At 52.7% G+C, this 3,474-nt stretch carries 4 protein-coding genes; 2 read left to right on the plus strand and 2 right to left on the minus strand.

All coding sequences use genetic code 11. The features are described from left to right. Together A918_RS19325 and tesB are read right to left on the minus strand one after the other, a co-directional pair. A partial coding sequence (locus A918_RS19325; protein WP_198013269.1) for a DNA translocase FtsK 4TM domain-containing protein occupies positions 1 to 369 on the minus strand: 369 nt, incomplete at its 3' end. Between the two features lie 215 nt (positions 370 to 584). Then, a complete protein-coding gene (gene tesB, locus A918_RS0103635; RefSeq protein WP_033315854.1) occupies positions 585 to 1,448 on the minus strand; it encodes an acyl-CoA thioesterase II in 864 nt (287 codons plus the stop codon). 202 nt (positions 1,449 to 1,650) lie between these two features. Between tesB and A918_RS0103640 the strand changes: the two genes are divergently transcribed. Together A918_RS0103640 and A918_RS0103645 are read left to right on the plus strand one after the other, a co-directional pair. Beyond that, the gene (locus A918_RS0103640) at positions 1,651 to 2,922 is read left to right on the plus strand and encodes a ubiquinone biosynthesis hydroxylase (protein WP_022709740.1); all 1,272 of its coding nucleotides are present in this window, start codon (positions 1,651 to 1,653) and stop codon (positions 2,920 to 2,922) included. Between the two features lie 93 nt (positions 2,923 to 3,015). Further along, positions 3,016 to 3,453, plus strand: coding sequence for an OsmC family protein (locus tag A918_RS0103645; protein ID WP_022709741.1), 438 nt, complete (start codon positions 3,016 to 3,018; stop codon positions 3,451 to 3,453). The last annotated feature ends 21 nt before the right edge of the window (positions 3,454 to 3,474 follow it).

Genomic DNA, 3,474 nt, shown 5'->3' on the forward strand with positions numbered 1-3,474 from the left:
AAAAAACCATGCGGAAATACGTCGTGCCAAACGGTCAATACGACCATTGACGATCATCAAAATGCCCCAGAAAACCAGCGGCAGCAGCACAACAACACTGGAAAGACCATAAAATTGCATGGCAAGATCAGCAAAAACCGCACCCGGATAGCCTGCAGCATTGGTCACTTCATTGGCGGTCGCATGGCTGAAACTCGGATCAGCCACATTCCATGTGGCAAGTGCGGCAACAGCGCCCGCCACCAAAGCCAGCAGCAACAGACCGGAGAAAATATCAATCTGACGACGCAGCAAAGCGCTGAGCCTCAGACGTTCTCCCCGAATTTCCTGTTCATCTGGCCCGTAGGACGGTGAATAGCCTTGCCGCATGAAACCTGCCTCAATTTTTTTCACCTGTTTCAACCCGCAGAAATGCGGAAGACAAGTAAATTTTATGAATCGCGTCCGATTATACAACAATGGTAGTTAAGACAGCATTAACCATGAGTCCGTCATTCCTTGACATATTCAGCAGGCTTAAAATACAAAAACACGCCCGTTTTCGGGCGTGTTTTGTAATTTCACTCTGTTTTGCAGTGCATATCTCAATCGCGGACGCGGATCAGACCTTCCTGCGCCGTGGAGGCAATCAGCACACCGTCACGGGTAAAGATTGAACCACGGTTGAAGCCGCGCGCACCGGTCGCCATAGGACTATCCTGACTATAGAGCAGCCAGTCATTCAGGCGGCACGGATGATGGAACCACATCGAATGATCAAGACTGGCAACCTGCATACCCGGATCAAATACTGCGCGTCCATGCGCATGCAGTGACGTATCCAGCAAAGTCATGTCTGAGAGATAGGCCAGAATTGCCGCCTGCAAGGCACGGTCATCCGGCACCTCACCGCAGGCGCGCACCCAGACATTTTGCTCCGGCGGCAGCGGATCTTTGGTGAGATAATGACTGAGCGATACCGGTTTCATATCAATCGGCTGGTCGCGCTCCAGATATTTGCGCACGGCCTTTGGCGCCATCTGGATATATTGCTCTTTCATATCTTTGATGCTGAGCAGTTTTTCCGGCATCGGCACATGAAGCGGCATCGGAATCTGATGCTCAAGCCCTGCTTCATCAATCTGGAACGAGGCAGACAAAGTAAAAATAGCCTCGCCATGCTGAATCGCAACCACCTGACGGGTCGAAAAGCTCGAACCGTCACGAAGCCGTTCCACACGATAAATAATCGGAATTGAAGGATCGCCGGGGCGCATGAAATAGCCGTGCAGGGAATGGACAAAACGCCCTTCCTCAACGGTGCGTTGTGCCGCAACCAGTGCCTGACCGATCACCTGCCCGCCAAAAACCCGCTGCCAGCCCACCTGAGGGCTGCGACCACGAAACAGATTATGCTCCAGCGGCTCCAGATCAAGGATCGACAAAAGTTCTTTCATTGCTTCAGACATAGGAAACTCATTTTCTGCGACAGCTATACTATGGCTACAACCGGTCGTCTGACGGCGCAAGGGATTACGGGTAAAAACTGCGGCATTTCCGCTTGAGACAAACCGGCTTAAAGCCTATCTACATCTATGTGTTATAAAGCACGAACTGGTTGAAAGAGAACTGACAGTCCTGCAAACCTGTCGTGCAGAGAAGGAAACCGTCATGGCCAAATCGTCCCGCAAATCATCTCCGGCTGCTGCTGAGGCGGCATCTGCTCCGGTCAAAACAGATGTTCTGATCGCGGGCGCAGGTTATGTGGGGATGACCACGGCGGTTGCCATTAAAACCGGCGCACCTCAGCTGGATGTCACAATCATTGATGCTGCACCGGCCGGTCAGTGGAAAAAAGATCCACGCGCTTCGGCCATTGCCGCTGCCGCCACCCGCATGCTGGAACAGCTTGGCTGCTGGCAGGCAATCAAACCGGATGCACAGCCGATCAATGACATGGTGATAACAGATTCCCGCGTGTCAGATCCGGTGCGCCCTGTTTTCCTGACCTTTGCCGGTGAGGTTAATCCGGGTGAACCCTTCGCTCATATGGTTGAAAACAAAGTTCTCAATGCCTCGCTTCATACCAAGGCAGCTGAACTCGGAATTAATGTGATTGAAGGCTGCGGTGTTGAAGGTTTCACCACCGCCTCCAATGCTGTGACTGTAACACTGGCTGATGGCCGCACGCTTGAAACAAGACTGCTGGTCGGCGCCGATGGTGTGCGCTCCCGTATGCGCGATCAGGCCGGTATTAAAACCGTTCACTGGAGCTATGGCCAGTCCGGCATTGTCTGCAATGTTTCCCATGAGCGTCCGCATGAAGGCCGCGCGATTGAACATTTCCTGCCTGCCGGGCCTTTTGCCATTCTGCCGCTCAAAGGCAACCGCTCCTCCCTCGTCTGGGCAGAGCGCACTGAAGATGCCAACCGCCTGGTTGCGCAGGATGACTTCGTGTTTGAGGCTGAACTGGAACAGCGCTTCGGTCATCATCTGGGTGAAATCCGCGTAGAAGGCAACAAGCGGGCTTTCCCGCTGGGGCTCACATTGGCGCGTGAATTTGTAAAGCCACGTTTCGCACTGGTTGGTGATGCCGCGCACGGTATTCACCCGATTGCCGGACAGGGGCTGAATCTCGGTTTCCGCGATGCGGCAACGCTGGCACAGGTGATTGTTGATACCGAGCGCCTCGGTCTCGATATCGGCTCATTTGCTGCGCTGGAAAAATACCAGACATGGCGCCGCTTCGACACCGTGCAGATGGGCGTCAGCACCGATGTTCTGACCCGATTGTTTTCTAATGACAATCTGGCACTGCGCACCGTGCGCGATATCGGGCTTGGTCTTGTTGACCGCCTGCCGGTGATGAAAAACTATTTCATCAAACAGGCCGCAGGTTTTGGCAAGGAAAACCCGCGCCTGTTACAGGGTGAAGCGATCTGACAAAAATCTGCTTGGATTGCACTGGATAATAGGCACGTCAAAACTATTTCTTTTCATAGAGTCTCAGACACGGGATCAATTAGGAGAGAGACAATGAACCGAACTGCCACGGCCATCTGGAACGGCGACCTGAAAACCGGCACCGGAAAACTGACAACCCAGAGCACCGCACTCAATGAACTGCCTTACAGCTTTAAATCACGCACTGAAGATATACACGGCAATGCAGGCACCAACCCGGAAGAACTGATTGGTGCTGCCCATGCCGGTTGTTTTGCCATGATGCTGTCGTCCCTGCTTTCCACCAATGGCACACCGCCAACGGAATTACAGGCAACCGCGACCATCAGCACCGTGCCGAATGAAGGCGGCGGTTTTTCTATTGCCAAAAGCGATCTGACTTTGCGTGCGCGTGTTGCCAATATTTCCGAAAATGATTTTCAGAAACTGGCCAAACAAGCCAAAGAAAATTGTCCTGTCTCCCGCGCTTTGAATGCTCTGGAAATCAATCTCACGGCCACATTGCTTTAAATCTGAGTACAATTAAAAAAA

It is taken from the genome of Pseudochrobactrum sp. AO18b (genome assembly GCF_000409565.1).
GTDB classification, from domain to species: Bacteria; Pseudomonadota; Alphaproteobacteria; order Rhizobiales; family Rhizobiaceae; genus Pseudochrobactrum; species Pseudochrobactrum saccharolyticum.